Source organism: Hymenobacter aerophilus DSM 13606 (genome assembly GCF_000382225.1).
Lineage (GTDB): Bacteria > Bacteroidota > Bacteroidia > Cytophagales > Hymenobacteraceae > Hymenobacter > Hymenobacter aerophilus.
Map to the genome: position 1 here is coordinate 69819 of NZ_KB907809.1, position 17062 is coordinate 86880.

The window sequence follows — 17062 nt, forward strand, 5'->3', positions numbered from 1 at the left end:
AGTACGAAAGAATGCACTACGTAATCTTGGGAGCCGGCGAGAGTGGGGTAGGGGCGGCGCTGCTGGCCCAGGCCAAGGGCCACACTGTGTTCGTGTCCGACCAAAGCCCGATTCAGCCCCGCTACCAGCAGAAGCTGCGCGACGCCGGTATTCAGTTTGAGGAGGGGCAGCACACGCTGGCCGAAATCCTGACGGCCGACGAGGTGGTGAAAAGCCCGGGCATTCCGGAGAAGGCGGCAGTTATTCAGGAATTGCGAAAGAAGGGCACGCCCATTATTTCCGAAATCGAGTTGGCCGGGCGCTACACCCGCGCCAAGTGCATCGGCATTACGGGCACCAACGGCAAAACCACCACCACGCTGCTCACCTACCATCTGCTGAAGGAAAGCGGCCTGAACGTGGGGCTGGCCGGCAACGTGGGCTTTTCGCTGGCCGAGCAGGTTATCGAGGACCGGCACGACTATTACGTGCTGGAGCTGAGCTCCTTCCAGCTCGACGACACCTACGATTTCCAGCCCTGGGTGTCGGTGCTGCTCAACATCACCCCCGACCACCTCGACCGCTACGACTACTCGCTCGAAAAGTACGCCAAGGCCAAGCTGCGCATCACCCAGCGCCAGGACAGCAGCAACTTTTTCATCTACAACGCCGACGACGAAACCATTCAGCGCTACTTCCCCGGCGCGCTGCGGCCGGTGCGCCAGTTGCCCTTCAGCCTGCACCACCGCCCCGATTTCCATCTGGCGGGCTACTACACCGAGCAGGATGAGGTGTGCGTGGATTTGCTGCCCGGTTTCTACAGCCAGGCCGAAGAAATCAGCACTGCCGCTTCGCCGCTCATCGGCCGCCACAACCGCCAGAACACGCTGGCCGCCATTCTGTGCGCCCGCCTGGCCGGCCTGGAGGCCCCGCAGATTGAGGCCGCCCTGGCCACCTTCCGCAACGCCGACCACCGCCTGCAGCTGGTGGGCGAGCTGAACGGCGTGCGCTTTATCAACGACAGCAAGGCTACCAACGTGGAGGCCGCCTGGTACGCGCTCGATGGCATTGAGGCCCCGATTGTGTGGATTGCGGGCGGCACCGACAAGGGCAACGACTACGCCACGCTGCTGCCGCTGGCCGAAAACCGCGTAAAAGCGCTAATTTGCCTGGGCCTCGACAACGAAAAGCTCCGCGCCAGCTTCGGCGGCGTGGTGCCGCACCTCGAAGAAAGCCAGCGTATGGCCGAGGCCGTGCAGCGGGCCGCCGCCCTCGCCGCCCCCGGCGACGTGGTGCTGCTCTCGCCCGCCTGCGCCTCCTTCGACCTGTTTCAGAACTACGAGGACCGCGGCCGCCAGTTCGCAACGGCCGTGGCGGAGTTGGAAGCCGGGGCGTAGGGGCCGGAAAGACCGTGTCCTGCTTCATTTGGCGTCCGCGCCGCCGAAGTCTGACTCGCTCCAACTCTTAACCGGCCGAAAATCAGCGTAATAAATTCAATCAGCGAAAATCAGTGATTCATGGTAACCAACTGGCTGCGTAAAAACCTGAAGGGCGACCCGGTGCTGTGGGGCATTGTGGTGCTGTTTTCGCTGATATCCATTGCGGTGGTGTATTCGGCTACGGGTACGCTGGCCTACAAGAGCCGCGGCGGCAACACCGAGTACTTCCTCTTCAAGCACAGCAGCCTGATTGTGCTGGGGTTGCTGTTTATGTGGCTGGCCCACCGCATCGATTACCGCCACTACTCGCGCATCTCGCTGTACGCGCTGCTGGCTTCGGTGCCGCTGCTCATCTTCACCTTCGTGATGGGCTCGACGCTCAACGAGGCCTCGCGCTGGCTCACCATCCCGGTTATCAACCAGACGTTTCAGCCTTCCGACCTGGCCAAGCTGGCCCTGATTACCCACCTGGCCTCCATGCTCAGCCGCCGCCAGCAGCACGTGGGCGACTTCAAAACGACCCTGCTGCCGGTGATGCTGTGGGTGGGCGTGATTTGTGGATTGATTATCCTTTCCAACGCTTCCACGGCGCTTTTGCTGTTCGCTACCTGCCTGCTGCTGATGTTTATCGGGCGGGTGCCGCTCAAGCAGATGGCCGTGATGGTAGCTATTGGCGTGGTCGTGGGGGGCGTGGGCCTGGCGTCCGGGCAGCGCTGGAAAACGGTGCAGTCGCGCGTCGAGAGCTTCACCGATAAGAGCAAGCCGGTGCCGTTTCAGTTGGAGCACGCCTACATTGCCGAGGCCACCGGCGGCTTGTTCGGCAAGGGGCCCGGCAAAAGCACCGAGCGCAACATCATGCCCCACCCGTATTCCGACTTCATCTACGCCATCATCATTGAAGAATACGGCCTGTTTGGGGGCGTGGTGGTGCTGTTTCTGTACCTAGCCTTCCTGTATCGGGGGCTGAAAACGGTAATGAACAGCTACGGGGCCTTCGGGGGGCTGCTTTCGGCGGGACTTACGTTCAGTCTGGTGCTGCAGGCCATGGTGAACATGGGCGTGGCCGTGGGCCTGGGCCCGATTACCGGCCTGCCGCTGCCGTTGCTGAGCATGGGCGGTACCTCGCTTATCTTCACCGGCATCAGCATCGGCATCATCCTAGCCGTAAGCCGCGGCGAGCGGGAAATCCGCCCCATGAGCGACCAGCCCGCCGACACCGCCCGCATTCCTAAAGTGGCCATTTCTTGAGCTGTTAGCTGAAAGCTGTTAGCTGTGAGCTTTCGTTGAGAAGCAGCAGTTGGCGGTCAGCTAACAGCTACTAGCTCTCAGCTAACAGCTAAAAAATGAAACTTATTATCAGCGGCGGCGGCACCGGGGGGCACATTTTTCCGGCCGTGGCCATTGCCAACGAAGTGCGCCGCCGGTTTCCCGAGGCTGAAATCCTGTTTGTGGGCGCCAACGGCCGCATGGAAATGACCCGCGTGCCCGAGGCCGGCTACGAAATCATCGGCCTCGATATTGCCGGTTTGCAGCGTAGCCTGACGCCCAAAAACCTGCTGTTCCCCATCAAGGTGATGCGCGCCGTGCGCAAGGCGGGCAAAATCATCGACAAATTCCGGCCCGATGCGGTGGTGGGCGTGGGGGGCTACGCTTCGGCGCCGGTGCTGCTGGCGGCTACTTCGCGCAGCATTCCGGCCCTGATTCAGGAGCAGAACTCCTACGCTGGCCTCGTGAATAAGCTGCTGGCCCGGCGCGTGCAGCGCATCTGCGTGGCGTATGAAGGCATGGAGAAGTTCTTCCCGCAGGAGCGGCTCACGCTGACCGGCAACCCCGTGCGCACCGAAATTGCCAGCGGCCAGCGCGCCGAAGCCCTGGCGTTTTTCGGGCTCGACGCCACGCGGCCGGTGCTACTCGTAATTGGCGGCAGCCTGGGGGCGCGTACGCTCAACCAGGCCACGGCCGCCGCGCTGCCCCGCCTGCAGGCGGCCGGCGTGCAGCTGCTCTGGCAAACCGGCAAGCTGTATTTCCCGGAGGCCGAAAAGCAGGTTGCCCCGTTTGCCGCCGACAACTTACAGGCCCTGGAGTTCATTCGCCGCATGGATTTGGCCTACGCCGTGGCCGATGCGGTGGTGAGCCGAGCCGGGGCGCTGTCGGTATCAGAGCTGTGCCTGACGGGCAAGCCCAGCATCCTGGTGCCCTCGCCCAACGTGGCCGAAGACCACCAGACCAAGAACGCCCTGGCCCTAAGCACCCGCGACGCCGCCCTGCTCGTGCGCGACGCCGAGGCCGCCACCACGCTCTACGACGAGGCGCTGGCGCTGCTCCAGAATCCGGCCCGGCAGCAGCAGCTAAGCGCCAACATCCGGGCGCTGGCCCGCCCCCAGGCCACCAGCACGATTGTCGACGAGCTGCTGAAACTGATTCCGAATGTGGGCTGAGGACCACGTTTTATTAATCCATCATCCCGAACCTGCTACTGCCTTCCTGAAATGAAATCCAACGTCTTTTTCCTGGGAATCGGGGGCATCGGCATGTCGGCGCTGGCGCGCTGGTTTCGGGCCAACGGGCACGTGGTAAGCGGCTACGATAAAACCCGCACGCCCCTGACCGACGCCCTGACGGCCGAAGGCATCACGATTCACTACGACGACGCGGTGGAGAACATTCCGGCCGCCGTGCGCGAAAACCCGGCCGATACGTTGGTCGTGCTCACGCCCGCCATCCCGAAGGACCACCGCGAATGGGCCTGGCTGCGGGAGCAGGGCTACGACATCCGCAAGCGCAGCCAGGTGCTGGGCGTGCTCACCGAGGGCCGGCCCACCATTGCGGTGGCCGGCACCCACGGCAAAACCACCACCAGCAGTATGGTAGCCCACCTGCTGCACCACGCCGGCGTGCCCTGCGCGGCGTTTCTGGGCGGCATCAGCGTAAATCTGGGCTCGAACCTGCTGCTGCCTGCGGCCGGAGCCAGCAACGAAGCAGCCGCCAGCCAAATCCCGGTTGTGGTAGAGGCCGATGAGTACGACCGGAGCTTCCTGACGCTGTTCCCGACGGTTGCCATCGTCACCAGCACCGACGCCGACCACCTCGATATTTACGGCGACGCCGATACGCTGCTCGAATCGTTCCGGCAGTTTGTGGGGCAGATTCAGCCGGGCGGCACACTTATCATCAACCACACGGCCCACCCCAGCGTGGCCGCCGCCGCGCCGGCCGGCGTGCGGGTGCTGCGCTACGGCCTGAACCCCGAGCAGGGCCCGGAACTGTACGCCGGCAACATCACGGCTGAGGGCCACCTGTTCCGCTTCGACATGCACGGCCCGGCCGGTTCGGCCAGCTCGAACGGGCCGGAGCAAAACAAGCCAAAAGCTGACGGCTCTCAGCTGACAGCTCAAATAGAAGGGCTGGAGCTGGCCGTGCCGGGCTTCCACAACGTGGAGAACATGCTGGCCGCCGCCGCCGTGGCCCGCCTTTATGGCCTTTCTGATGAGCAGCTGCGCGCCGCCGTGGCCGCTTACCGGGGCGTCAAGCGCCGGTTCGAGTTCATTGTAACGGCCGGCACCCCTCAGCAGCCCAAGGTGTACGTGGACGACTACGCCCATCACCCACGCGAAATTGAGGCGTTTTTGCAGTCGTTGCGGGCCCTGTACCCGGGGCGGCGGCTGCGGGTGGTTTTCCAGCCGCACCTGTTCAGCCGTACCCGCGATTTTGCGGCCGGATTCGCTGAGAGCCTGAGCCTTGCCGATGAAGTGGTACTGCTCGACATCTACCCGGCCCGCGAGCAGCCGCTGCCAGGCGTAACGGCGGAGTTGATTTTATCCCAAATCACGGCCCCGGAAAAATCTCTGCAAACCAAGGCCGAAATTTTGCAGAATGCCGAAACCAATCCGAATTTTGACGTATTAGCCACCGTAGGCGCGGGCGACATCGACCAGTTAGTGCCTCAATTAAAGAATATTTTGAATATTCGCTGGCCGAATGGTTGAGCTGGCCGGCCCCGCCGCTCGTCTGCCCTTCTGCCTCTCAAGCCCTTAGTACCCACCTGCCCCAATGAAGCGCGACGCCCAGAACCTGCTGATTGCCACCGTCTGCCTGCTACTGCTGCTGGGCTTGGGGGCATTTGCGGCCACGCGGCAAGCCAACCGCAAAGTGGGCGGCGTGCTGGTGTCGGTGAGCAATGAGTTCAACAACTTCTTCATCGGCCAGCGCGAAGTAACCGGCCTGCTCACCCGCCAGGGCCGCGACCGGCTCGAAGGCGCCGACCCGGCCGACATCGACCTGAAGGCCCTCGAAGCCCGCCTGAAAGCGCATAGCTTCGTGAAGGAAGCGCAGGTGTACCGCGACCTGGCCGGCAATCTGCACGCCGATGTGCGCCAGAGCCGCCCCATTGCCCGCCTCGTGCACGCCGACGCCCGCCAGGACAGCTACCTCGATGCTGACGGCCGCAAGCTGCCGCTGTCTTCGCTGTTTACGGCCCGGGTGGTGCCCATTTCGCGGCCCGGCGGCCAGCCCCTGGCCGCGTCCTTTTTTCAGGACAGCAGCGGCACACGCTACCTGGAGTTTCTGCGTTACATCGACGAAAAGCCCTTCTGGCGCGCTCAGGTTGCCGAAATATTTGTGGCGCCCAACGGAAAAATTTCGTTCACCCAGCAAGTAGGCGACCAGCGGGTAGAATTTGGCTTTCCGGATAATATTTCTGAAAAATTCGCGAAACTAATGGTATTTTACCGGCAAATTCCGCCGGTGCTTGGCTGGGACACGTACCACCGCGTCAACGTCGAATTCAAGGACCAAATCATTTGCGAATAAAACTGTCCGTGTAAACCGCTACCTTAAAGCGGATTAAACGCCTTATCTCTGCCTGCTCCCGCAAACCTCTCGCCCTCCCTCCCCATGCAACACGATAAAATTGTAGTCGGCCTCGATATCGGTACCACCAAAATCTGCGCCCTGGTGGGTCGCAAAAACGAATTCGGCAAGCTGGAAATTCTGGGGCTGGGCAAAGCCGTGTCGGAGGGCGTGGTACGGGGCATTGTGTCGAATATCGACAAAACGGTGGACGCCATCAAGAAGGCCATCCGGCAGGCCGAGGAGCAGTCGGGCATCAACATTGGCGTGGTGAACGTGGGCATTGCGGGCCAGCACATCAAGAGTCTGCAGCACAACGGCAGCATCACCCGCGCCTCGGCCGAAACCGAAATCACCCAGGCCGACGTGGAGCGCCTCACCAGCGACATGTATCGCCTCGTAACGCCGCCCGGCTCGCAGATCATCCACGTAATGCCCCAGGACTACAAAGTAGACTACGAGGAGGGCATTCTGGACCCCGTGGGCATGTCGGGCGTGCGGCTGGAGGGCAACTTCCACATCATCACGGCCCAGAGCACGGCCATCAACAACGTCTATAAGTGCGTAACCAAGGCCGGGCTGGAAATTGACAACCTGATTCTCGAGCCGCTGGCATCGAGCATGTCGGTGCTCAGCGACGAGGAGAAGGAAGCCGGCGTGGCGCTGGTCGATATTGGCGGTGGCACCACCGACCTGGCTATCTTCAAGGACGGCATCATCCGCCACGCGGCGGTGCTGCCCTTCGGCGGCAACATCATCACCACCGACATCAAGCAGGGCTGCCAGGTGATGCAGAACCAGGCCGAGCAGCTCAAGGTGAAGTTCGGCAAAGCCATTGCCGAGGAAGCCTCGGAGTACGAAATCGTGAGCATTCCCGGCCTGCGCGACCGGGCGCCCAAGGAAATCAGCCTGAAAAACCTGGCCTACATTATCGAGGCCCGGATGGAGGAAATCGTGGAGCTGGTGTACGCCGAAATCCAGCGCCTGGGCTTCCAGGACAAGCTGGCGGCCGGCATCGTGATGACCGGCGGCGGCTCGCAGCTCCAGAATCTGGTGCAGCTCACCGAGTACGTTACCGGCCTCGACACGCGCATCGGCTACCCCAACGAACACTTGGGCAAGAGCAAGATTGAGGCCGTGAAGTCGCCCATGTACGCCACCACGGTGGGCCTGGTGCTGGCCGGCTACCGCTCGCTCGACGACCGCCTGGCCCAGCGCGGCTACGAGGAGCCCGAGCAGGAGCAGAACTACTACGTGGCCACGCCCGAAGTACGGCCGGCCGCGGCCCCTCCTCAAACCCCACCTGCTCCCGCCGCGCCGGCCGCCGAAAAGGCCGCCAAAAAAGCGGGCGCCGGGGATTTTTTCCAGCGAATTCTTAATCGCACGAAAGACCTGCTGATTAACGATTTCGACGACAAACAATACTAGCGTTAATTATGACTTTTGAATTTTGAATTCTGCGTTTCGATACCAATAGTCTGCTGAACGGCAGGCGCCGCGACGTCTAATTCCTGATTTAAAATCCATAATTCATAATTGACTTTCCGCATGAATTATACTTTCGACATTCAGCCGCAATCAACCTCCATCATTAAAGTGATAGGGGTAGGGGGCGGCGGCTCCAATGCCGTCAAGCACATGTATGCCCAGGGCATCAAAGACGTGGAGTTTGTTATCTGCAACACCGACAAGCAGGCCCTGGCCTCCTCGCCGGTGCCCAACCGCATGCAAATCGGCATCGACCTGACCGAAGGGCTGGGGGCGGGCGCCAACCCCGAGCGGGGCAAGCAGGCCGCCATCGAGAGCCGCGAGCAGATTCGGGAATTGCTGAGCCAGGGCACCCGCATGGTGTTTATTACGGCGGGCATGGGCGGCGGTACCGGTACCGGGGCCGCGCCCGTAATTGCCAAAGTGGCCAAGGAGCTGGGCATTCTCACGGTGGGCATCGTCACGGCGCCGTTTATGTTTGAGGGCCGCAAGAAGCGCCAGCAGGCCGAGCAGGGCATCAAGGAGCTGAGCGAGGACTGCGACACGGTGCTGGTGATTCTCAACGACAAAATCCGCGAGATGTACGGCAACCTGCCCCTGAGCGCAGCCTTTGCCAAAGCCGATACCGTGCTGACGACGGCCGCCAAGTCGATTGCCGAGATTATTACGGTGACTTCGGACGTGAACGTGGACTTCGAAGACGTGAAAACGGTGATGAAGGACTCGGGTGCGGCCGTGATGGGCAGCAGCGTAACGGAAGGCGAAAACCGCGCCGCCCGCGCCGCCGAGGAGGCGCTGGCTTCGCCGTTGCTCAACAACACCGATATTCACGGCGCTCAGCGCATCCTGCTCAGCATCATGTCGGGCGACCAGGCCGAGCTGGAGATGGACGAGCTGACCGAAATTACGGAGTACATCCAGGATAAGGCCGGCCAGAATGCCGAGGTGATTTTCGGCCACGGCATCGACCCCTCGCTGGGCCAGAGCATCCGGGTAACCGTAATTGCCACTGGTTTCGCCCGCGACGCCCACAACATTACGGCCGTTGTGCCCCGCGACGATGCCCGCGCCGACCCCGGAACGGGACCAGCCGCCGAGCAGCAGCCGGCCGAACCGGCCGCTGCGCCAGCCGCGCCGGTGGTACCCACCTTCGGCAGCCCGGCGCCGGCCGAGCCGCCGGTAGTGGTGCGCGACCTCGAAACGTCGCCGCCGCAGCACACCGCCGGGCCGGTGTCCGCCCCCTCGATGCCGGCCCCCGAGCCGCAGCTGCAGTACCAGTACCCGCCGCAGCCCCAGACGCCCCCCGTGGCCACCGTGCAGCACAGCTTGCCCCGGCCCACGCTGGAAGCCCGCGCCGAGGAGCGTCGCCAGCGCCTGCAGGCCCTCAGCAACGGCCTGACCAACGACGCGCTGAAGGAACAGCTGGAAACGCCGGCCTACCTGCGCCGCCAGGTGAAGCTGGAAAATGTGGTGCCCTCCTCGGAGCAGAACGTGAGCCGCTTCAACCTCTCCGACGACAACGAGCTGCTGGGCGACAACCGTTTCCTGCACGACAACGTCGACTAGTTCTCTCAGTCAGGCTGATTCTGACAGATAGAAGTTAAAAATCAACGGGCCGCCCCAGCAATGTCTGGGGCGGCCCGTTGATTTTTGCGGTCAGTGGTTAGCGGAGCGAGTCGGGCGGCGACAATTCAGGCGACAATTCAGCCGAATCGGCAGGGAAGCGGTCGGGGTGCATCATTTCGCGCTCGGGGGCCAGGTGGCCGCTACGGCCCCGGCGCGGCGCCGACGTACAGGCCCCCAGCAGAACAAGGCCAAACAGGAGAGTATATTTCATGGGGCGAAAGCAGGGAAAAGAAACAGCGCTTACGCAAACGGCAAGCTTTCGGCCACCCCTTACATTTGCACCCGCGCCATTAGCCGGCGGCGCCTGGCTTCCAGGCCAGATGATGCGCAGCGGAGCCTAGAAGCGCAGCAGGTACTCTACCTGTTCGCGCAACAGCTGCTGGTAGAAGGGCTCGGTTAGCTCGCCATCGGCGTTCAGGTGCTTGTCGATGAAGGGCAGGCGCACGCGCTGGGGCAGCACGGCCGTGCCTAGGTACATCAGCACATCGGTGAGGTGGTTGAGGGGCAGCAGCCCACCCTGACTGCCGCTACTCAGCCCGACCAGCGCCGCTTTTTTGTGGCCCAGGCCCGCGGGGTAGGGGAGCCCGTCAATAAATGCCTTTAGCACGCCCGGAAACGAGCAGTTGTACTCGGGCACGATGAATACCAGCTTTTCGGCACTGGCGGCCAGCGAGGCCAGGGCGTTGAACTCGTCGTGGCGGCCGGCATTGTTGTAGAGGGCCGAAGTCGTGAAGTCGGCCGGCAACTCCAGCAAATCCAGTATCTGGGCCTCCACGCCGTGCTCGGCCAGCAGGCGGGCGTACAAATCGGCTACGCGGCGGGCGCGCGACTCGGGGCGGTTGGTGCCGACAACTATGGTTATCATTCAGTAAGTGAGTAAAGCGAAGGGTAAAGGTAGTCGCCGGGTGGCGACAAAAAAGGCGAAACGGAAGCCCGTTTCGCCTTTTCAGGGAATCCTGCGAGGATAACCGCCGAACCTTACGCCAGGTTATTCGACGTGGCCTTGGCCGACAGGAATTCCTGGTTGAGGATGGCAATGTTTTCGAGCGAGATACCCACGGGGCACTCGGCCGCGCACGAGCCGATGTTGGTGCAGGCACCGAAGCCCTCCTTGTCCATCTGGGCCACCATGTTTTCCACGCGGGTTTTGCGCTCCACGTGGCCCTGGGGCAGCAAGGCCAGCTGGCTCACCTTGGCCGACACGAACAGCATGGCCGAAGCATTTTTGCAGGCTGCCACGCAGGCGCCGCAGCCGATGCAGGTAGCCGCCTCAAAGGCGCGGTCCGCAATGTCCTTCGGAATCGGAATTTCGTTGGCATCGGGCGTACCGCCGGTGTTGATGCTCACGTAGCCGCCCGCCTGAATGATGCGGTCGAAGGCCGAGCGGTCCACGCTCAGGTCTTTGTTGATGGGGAAAGCCGAGGCGCGCCAGGGTTCAATGGTGATGGTGTCGCCATCGGAGAACTTGCGCATGTGCAGCTGGCAGGTGGTAGTGCCCTGCTCGGGGCCGTGGGCCCGGCCGTTGATGAACAGGTTGCACGAGCCGCAGATGCCTTCGCGGCAGTCGTGGTCGAAGGCCACGGGCTCCTGGCCCTGGCGCAGCAGGTCCTCGTTGAGCACGTCGAGCATCTCCAGAAACGACATATCGGGCGAGATGTCCTTTACCTGGTAATCGACGATGCCCCCCTGGCTGATGCGGTTTTTCTGCCGCCACACCTTCAGGGTGAGGTTCATGGGTTTGGCGTTGGGGTTACTTCCGGCCATTGTTTTATGAGCTTCAAGCTGTCAGCTACAGGCTGCAAGCTTTTCGTTTTAAAATTGAGACTACCGAACTGCACTTGCAGCTTGCGGCTTATTGCTTGCGGCCTATTTGTAGCTGCGCTGGGTGAGTTTCACGTTTTCGAACGTGAGCTCCTCCTTGTTCAGCTTCTCGGGCTGGTTGTCGCCCATGTATTCCCAGGCGGCCACGTAGGCGTACTCGTCGTCGTTGCGCAGGGCCTCGCCCTCGGGGGTCTGGTACTCCTCGCGGAAGTGGCCGCCGCAGCTTTCGTTGCGGTCCAGCGCGTCGTCCACCATCAGCTCGCCGAGCTCCAGGAAGTCGGCCACGCGGCCGGCCTTCTCCAGGGCCTGGTTCATCTCGGCTTCGGTGCCGGCCAGCTTCAGGTCGCTCCAGAACTCCTGGCGCAGCTTAACAATTTCCTGCTTGGCGAAGCGCAGGCCCTCGGCGTTGCGCGACATGCCGCAGTATTCCCACATGATGTGGCCGAGCTTCTTATGGAAGTCGTCGGGCGTGCGGGTGCCGTTGATGCTCATCAGCTGCTGCATGCGCGACTGCACAGCGGCCGTAGCCTCGGCAAAGGCCGGGTGCTCGGTCGTGACGGGCTTGGGCGGCGTCTTGGCCAGGTAATCACCAATGGTGTAGGGAATTACGAAGTAACCATCGGCCAGACCCTGCATGAGGGCCGAAGCGCCGAGGCGGTTGGCGCCGTGGTCGGAGAAGTTGCACTCGCCGGTGGCGTACAGGCCGGGCACGGTGGTCTGCAGGTTGTAGTCAACCCAGAGGCCGCCCATGGTGTAGTGCACCGCCGGGTAGATGCGCATGGGCCGCTCGTAGGGATTTTCGCCAGTGATTTTGGCGTACATATCGAACAGGTTGCCATACTTTTGGCTCACGGCCTCGGCCGAGGTACGCTTGATAACGTCGGCAAAGTCAAGGAATACGGCCAGGCCCGTTGAGCCTACGCCGCGACCTTCGTCGCACATCATTTTGGCGTTGCGCGAGGCCACGTCGCGGGGCACCAGGTTACCGAAGGCCGGGTACTTGCGCTCCAGGAAGTAGTCGCGGTCGGCCTCCTGAATGTCGTTCACGTGGATTTCGCCCTTGCGCAGGCGCTCGGCCATCTCCTTGGTGGCCGGCACCCACACGCGCCCGTCGTTGCGCAACGACTCCGACATGAGCGTCAGCTTCGACTGGTAGTCGCCCGATACGGGGATGCAGGTGGGGTGAATCTGGGTGAAGCAAGGGTTGGCGAAGTACGCGCCCTTTTTGTGGGCCCGCCACGCAGCGGTGGCGTTGCAGTACATAGCGTTGGTGCTCAGGAAGAACACGTTGCCGTAGCCGCCGGTAGCCAGCACCACGGCGTGGGCCGCGTGCTGCTCAATCTCGCCCGTGAGCAGGTTGCGGGTGATGATGCCGCGGGCCTGCCCGTCGACGGTCACCAGATCCAGCATCTCGGAGCGGGTATATAACTTCACTTTGCCGTAGGCCACTTGGCGCGAGAGGGCCGAGTAGGCACCCAGCAACAGCTGCTGGCCGGTCTGGCCGCGGGCGTAGAACGTGCGGCTTACCTGGGCGCCACCGAACGAGCGGTTAGCCAGCAGTCCGCCGTATTCGCGGGCGAAGGGCACGCCCTGGGCCACGCACTGGTCGATGATGTTGACCGATACCTGCGCCAGCCGGTACACGTTGGCCTCGCGGGAGCGGTAGTCGCCGCCCTTCACCGTATCGTAGAACAGGCGGTACACCGAGTCGCCGTCGTTCTGGTAATTTTTGGCGGCGTTGATGCCGCCCTGGGCCGCAATGGAGTGGGCGCGGCGGGGCGAGTCGTGGAAGGTGAAGGCCTTCACGTTGTAGCCTAGCTCGGCAAACGAGGCGGCCGCCGAAGCGCCGGCTAGGCCGGTGCCGACCACAATAATATCGTACTTCCGCTTGTTGGACGGGTTGACGAGCTTGACGTTGAACTTATGCTTTTCCCACTTCTCGGCTATCGGGCCTTCGGGGATTTGGGATTCGAGTACCATAAAGGGCAGAATAAGAAGGTGGGAAATTAGCGCAGCGCGTCGGGCGCCTCAGTCAGCGACTGTTCAACGGCCTGCTCGGTGGGCAGGCGGGGCTGATAGGCGTCGCTGAAGAACATGATAATGGGGATGATGGCGAACAGCGCCGATACTACCACCGCGAAGGCGTAGCCCGTGTAGTAAATGGCGGGCGTGTACTTGGGGTGCTTCACGCCCAAGGTCTGGAAGCCGCTGCGGAAGCCGTGCCAGAGGTGGTAGCCCAAGGCAATCTGCGCCAGCGCGTACAGCGCCACGTACCACGGAATTTTAAACGAGGTGGCCGCTACCGAGTACAGGTCGCCGACCGGGTGGTCGAGGTTGGGCACTTTCACTTCGGCCAGGCCGCCGAAGGCGTCGAAGCGAGAGCGAATCCAGAAGTTCATCAGGTGCACAATCAGGAAAATGAGCAGCAGCGTACCCAGCAGGGCCATGTTGCGCGAGGCCCACTGCGAGTTCTGCTCGGAGTGATTCACCACGTAGCCCTGGGCGCCGCGGGCCTTTTTGTTCTTGATGGCTAGGGCCAGACCCTGGTAGATATGCAGGGCAAAGCCCAGCATCAGCACGATTTCCATGAACCGGATGATGGGGTTGGTACCCATGAACTCGGCCCAGAAGTTGAAGCTGGCCCCGCCGTCGTGGCGCAGCAGCTGCAGGTTAATCAGCAGGTGAACCAACAGAAAGGAGCACAGAAACAGGCCGGTAGTGGCCATAATGATTTTGCGGCCGATGCTGCTGGTGAGGGTTTTGGAAATCCAACTCATAGAGAGCTACTAAGTAGGGTGGGGAAGTCGATTATAACGGCCAAAGTTAGGCGCCCGGCTAGTAGGAAACAATCTGAATAAAGACGGTGGTCTGGCCGGAATCAAACGGAAGCCAACTCCGTTAGTATCTTGCTTCGGCCTAACAACCTCCGCTGCCCGGGTTTTGTTAGGTTTCCGCCGGGTTTTTCCGGACCTTTCTATCTGCCGTTTCTTCGCCGGCCCAGCTGCCCGAATCTATGCGTATCGCTCTACATATCCGCCCGTTGCAGCGTTGGCTGGCGGGGCTGCTTCTTCTGCTAGGCTTTCTGGCGGCGGCCCCGGCGGCCCGGGCCTCGCACCTGGCCGCCGGCGACATCCAGGCCCGCACCGACCCCAACAACCCCCGGCGCATCTTTTTCACGCTCTCGCTCTACGTGCGCGTGCCCGGCCCCAACATCGCCGAGGAAAACACGGTCACCATCTTTTTCGGCGACAAAACCTCCCAGCAGAAGATTCCTTTTGTGTCGCAGACCCGCGTGGCCCCGGAGTATCTGCTGAACGTGTACAAGTTCGAGCACACCTATAACTCCACCGGCATTTTCACGGTGGGTTACGCCAGCGTCAACCGGCCGGCAGGGGTGCTCAACATGGCCAACTCGATCAACGAGAGCTTCTATATCTCGACGACGATTCTCATTAACGCCTTCGTGCAGAACACGTCGCCGAAGCTGCTGGCGCCGGCCATCGACAAAGGCAGCGTCGGGCAGGTGTTTCTGCACAACCCGGCCGCCTACGACGCCGAGGGCGACTCGCTGGCCTACGAGCTGCTGCCCAGCCAGAAGGCCGGCGACCCGCAGACGGCCATTGCCAACGGCAACCAGCTCAGCCCCAGTATCACTACGGGCTTCACTTTTCCCAACAACCTGCCCGGCATTGATGCGCGGCAGGTAGCCTACAGCGGCCCGCCGGCCGGGGTGCCGGGCGACAAGGCCATTTTCACCATTGATGCCTTTACCGGGCAGCTGGTGTGGAATGCGCCGGCCCAGGTGGGCACCTACAACGTGGCCTTCAAGGTGAAGGAGTACCGCCGCACGCCCGGCCGGCCCACCCAGCCCACGCTGCTGAGCGAAACCATCCGCGACATGCAGATTATCGTGAAGGCAGAAAAGAACCTGCGGCCCGTTATCAATGTGCCGCCCGATATCTGCGTGGTGGCCAACACGGCCGTGCCCGGCGGCACCATCACGGCCACCGACCCCGACGGCAACCCGGTGCTGCTCGAAGCCTTTACCGGCCTACTGCCCACGCCGGCTTCGTTCCAGCAGAGCACCAAGGGCCCGCCCGTGGCCCGCGCCCTGTTCCAGTGGACGCCCGACTGCTCCTACATCCGCCGCCAGCCCTATTCCATTCTGTTCAAGGCCACCGACGAGCCCACCAACGGCAGCTCGCCCTTAATCGACCAGCGGGCCTGGAATATTACGGTGGTGGGGCCGGCCCCGCAGAACCTGCAGGCCACGCCGCAGGGCAACGCCATGCTGCTGAACTGGGACAGCTACAGCTGCCAGAACCCGGGGGCGCAGATGCTGATTTTCCGCCGCGAAAATTGCTTTGCCTTCACGCCCACTACCTGTGAAACGGGGCTGCCCGCCGGCTCGGGCTACGTGCAGATTGGCTCGGTGGGCGTGGGCACCCGCACTTTCCTCGACGACAACGACGGGGCCGGTCTGGTGCGGGGCAAAACCTACTCGTACCGCATTTATGTGAAGTTTGCACAGCCCGGCGGGGGCGAAAGCCTGGCTTCCAACGAGGCCTGCGTGAAAGTGGAGGGCCGCTCGCCGCGCCTGACCAACGTGACGGTGGACAAAACCGATTCGGCCGCCGGCCAGATTACCGTGCGCTGGAACCAGCCGGCGCCGCTGGGCAACTTTGCCGAGCCCCGCGGCTACCGCCTCTACCGCGCCACCGGCCTCAACCCGGCCCCGGCCGACTTCCAAAAGGTGTACAGCACAACCAATCTGCGCGACACCACCTTCGTGAACACCGGCCTCAACACCACCGACAACGCCTATACTTATCGGCTCGACTTTTTCAGCAAGACCACCATTGCGGCCGATTCGGTGGAGCGCACCCAGCCGGCCTCAAGTGTGCGGCTGAAGGCCACGCCCAATCCGTTGAACAAAACGATTGGCATCAGCTGGACCTTTAATGTGCCCTGGGACAACAGCCAGCGTCCGACCACGGTGTACCGGCGCGAGCCGAACGGCGCGTTCCGGCCCGTGGGCAAAGCCAGCAGCACGGCCACCGGCGGCCAGTTCGTGGACGATGGCAAGGTGCTGCCGCTGGTGCAGGACCGCACGTACTGCTACTACGTGAAGACCAACGGCACCTACGACATCACCCTGCCCGACTCGCTTATCAACCTGAGCCAGGAGCAGTGCGTGCCGCTGCAGGCCGTGCCCTGCACGCCCATTCTCACGCTCAAGCCCACCAACTGCGACAGTCTGGCCAACCGGCTGTTCGAGCTGCCCAAAACGCCCATCGAGGGCATGCGGTTTAATAATGTGCTGAGCTGGACGCTGAGCAACCTGCCGACCGAAGATTGCAGCCGCGACATCAAAGAGTACATCATCTACTTCGCGCCCAACGACCAGGCCGAATTGAGCGAGCTGGCCCGCGTGCCCGGCACCCAGACCACCTACACGCACACCGATCTGGCCACGGCCGAGGGCTGCTATGCGGTGCAGGCCGTCGACTCCAAAGGAGCCGTGAGTGCGCTCAGCAACAAGGAGTGCAAGGACAACTGCCTGCTGTTCCTGCTGCCCAACATCTTCACGCCCAACAGCGACGGCAAGAACGACACGTTCCGGCCCAAGGTGTTCAGCCCGATTGAGCGCACGTCGGTTAAGATTTACAACCGCTGGGGTAAGAAGGTGTACGAAGGCGACCAGGACCCGCTCATCAACTGGAACGGCGGCGGCACGGGCGAAGGCAACTCCAACGGCAAGGTGTCGGATGGCATGTACTTCTACCAGGCCGAGGTAACGTTCAAGGATGCCCGGCGCACCACCCGCACTTTCAAAGGCTGGGTGCAGATAAACCGCTAAC

Annotated in this window: 13 protein-coding genes; 8 read left to right on the forward strand and 5 right to left on the reverse strand. The window is 62.4% G+C overall.

Translation table 11 applies throughout. The annotated features are described in order from the left end of the window. Window positions 1-11: 11 nt before the first annotated feature. The 7 genes from murD (at window position 12) to ftsZ (ending at window position 9320) form a co-directional block, all read left to right on the forward strand. Window positions 12-1376, forward strand: a complete 1365-nt coding sequence (gene murD / locus H145_RS0109230; RefSeq protein WP_019947860.1) for a UDP-N-acetylmuramoyl-L-alanine--D-glutamate ligase — start codon at window positions 12-14, stop codon at window positions 1374-1376. A 120-nt stretch (window positions 1377-1496) separates the two neighbouring features. After that, window positions 1497-2666, forward strand: a complete 1170-nt coding sequence (locus tag H145_RS0109235) for an FtsW/RodA/SpoVE family cell cycle protein (RefSeq protein ID WP_019947861.1) — start codon at window positions 1497-1499, stop codon at window positions 2664-2666. Between the two features lie 95 nt (window positions 2667-2761). Then, window positions 2762-3856, forward strand: coding sequence for an undecaprenyldiphospho-muramoylpentapeptide beta-N-acetylglucosaminyltransferase (gene murG / locus H145_RS0109240; protein ID WP_019947862.1), 1095 nt, complete (start codon window positions 2762-2764; stop codon window positions 3854-3856). Window positions 3857-3907: 51 nt separating this feature from the next. After that, window positions 3908-5404, forward strand: a complete 1497-nt coding sequence (gene murC / locus H145_RS0109245) for a UDP-N-acetylmuramate--L-alanine ligase (RefSeq protein ID WP_019947863.1) — start codon at window positions 3908-3910, stop codon at window positions 5402-5404. 64 nt (window positions 5405-5468) lie between these two features. Then, a complete protein-coding gene (locus H145_RS0109250; protein ID WP_019947864.1) occupies window positions 5469-6227 on the forward strand; it encodes a cell division protein FtsQ/DivIB in 759 nt (252 codons plus the stop codon). 84 nt (window positions 6228-6311) lie between these two features. Further along, entirely contained in the window at window positions 6312-7694 is a 1383-nt protein-coding gene (gene ftsA, locus H145_RS0109255; RefSeq protein ID WP_019947865.1) for a cell division protein FtsA, read from the forward strand. A gap of 120 nt (window positions 7695-7814) precedes the next feature. Beyond that, window positions 7815-9320 (forward strand): cell division protein FtsZ, encoded by a 1506-nt coding sequence (ftsZ, locus tag H145_RS0109260; RefSeq protein WP_019947866.1) that lies wholly within the window; start codon window positions 7815-7817, stop codon window positions 9318-9320. 97 nt (window positions 9321-9417) lie between these two features. On the opposite strand, the gene H145_RS24090 is transcribed toward ftsZ, so the two are convergent. The 5 genes from H145_RS24090 to H145_RS0109285 all read right to left on the reverse strand — a co-directional run bounded on the left by H145_RS24090 (window position 9418) and on the right by H145_RS0109285 (window position 13978). Continuing rightward, complete coding sequence (locus tag H145_RS24090; RefSeq protein ID WP_019947867.1) at window positions 9418-9591, reverse strand: hypothetical protein; 174 nt, start codon at window positions 9589-9591, stop codon at window positions 9418-9420. A gap of 126 nt (window positions 9592-9717) precedes the next feature. Next, window positions 9718-10245 (reverse strand): NADPH-dependent FMN reductase, encoded by a 528-nt coding sequence (locus H145_RS0109270; RefSeq protein ID WP_019947868.1) that lies wholly within the window; start codon window positions 10243-10245, stop codon window positions 9718-9720. A gap of 113 nt (window positions 10246-10358) precedes the next feature. Further along, on the reverse strand, window positions 10359-11114 hold the full coding sequence (locus tag H145_RS0109275) for a succinate dehydrogenase/fumarate reductase iron-sulfur subunit (protein WP_026351385.1): 756 nt from the start codon (window positions 11112-11114) through the stop codon (window positions 10359-10361). Window positions 11115-11246: 132 nt separating this feature from the next. After that, complete coding sequence (locus tag H145_RS0109280) at window positions 11247-13181, reverse strand: fumarate reductase/succinate dehydrogenase flavoprotein subunit (protein ID WP_019947870.1); 1935 nt, start codon at window positions 13179-13181, stop codon at window positions 11247-11249. A gap of 26 nt (window positions 13182-13207) precedes the next feature. Continuing rightward, window positions 13208-13978, reverse strand: a complete 771-nt coding sequence (locus tag H145_RS0109285) for a succinate dehydrogenase cytochrome b subunit (protein ID WP_019947871.1) — start codon at window positions 13976-13978, stop codon at window positions 13208-13210. Between the two features lie 236 nt (window positions 13979-14214). On the opposite strand from H145_RS0109285, the gene H145_RS0109290 reads away from it, so the two are divergent. After that, window positions 14215-17061 carry a T9SS type B sorting domain-containing protein gene (locus H145_RS0109290; RefSeq protein WP_157541404.1) on the forward strand — a complete coding sequence of 949 codons (2847 nt, stop codon included), beginning with the start codon at window positions 14215-14217 and terminating at the stop codon, window positions 17059-17061. Window position 17062: the final 1 nt, after the last annotated feature.